A 543-nucleotide genomic window follows, 5' to 3' on the forward strand; every position below is an offset into this window, starting at 1 on the left:
CAAGAAAAGCACGAACAGAGGTTATATTTCTTTTATTCAGGTAGTGAATACTTCTTACAACATTACTCACGGAATTCATCACAAGGCATTGGTTGGTTACTTCCTCTTTCATTGAAAGGAAAGAAAGAAAATCCATAAAGCCCTCGAACAGACAGACAGGTTGTGCCTTGTCCTCAAATATAGGGGTGATGTCTTTCGGGGCAATCGTTCCCTTAAACAAATGATTGTCCCGTAGTTCATAACCACCTGAAGAATTGGCAAAGCCGATGGCTTCATATCTTCTTTCCCTTACCTCGTAGCTGATACATTTGAGAAAGGGTGTTGCCTTTTCTAAATCAATACAGCGTTCCTTTTTGAGATACTCCTGCAGGTGCGGCGGCAAGGTGTCTGAGATGCTTGTCAGTCTCCTTGTTCCGCTTGCTGTTATATCCTTTCTTTGATTTGGACTGATAGATGTTTCTCTCTTTGAAGAACAGGAGCAGTACGCTGTATGCTCTAAAGCGTTCTGCCCCAAACGGCAGATGGCTTCCGAGAGCGTGCAGC

General features: G+C 43.6%; 1 pseudogene. It reads right to left on the reverse strand.

What is annotated here, in order from left to right:
* Positions 1-543: pseudogene (locus HMPREF2983_RS08085) on the reverse strand (toprim domain-containing protein); the annotation flags it as partial.

It is taken from the genome of Prevotella sp. HMSC077E09 (assembly GCF_001814685.1).
Lineage (GTDB): Bacteria > Bacteroidota > Bacteroidia > Bacteroidales > Bacteroidaceae > Prevotella > Prevotella oris.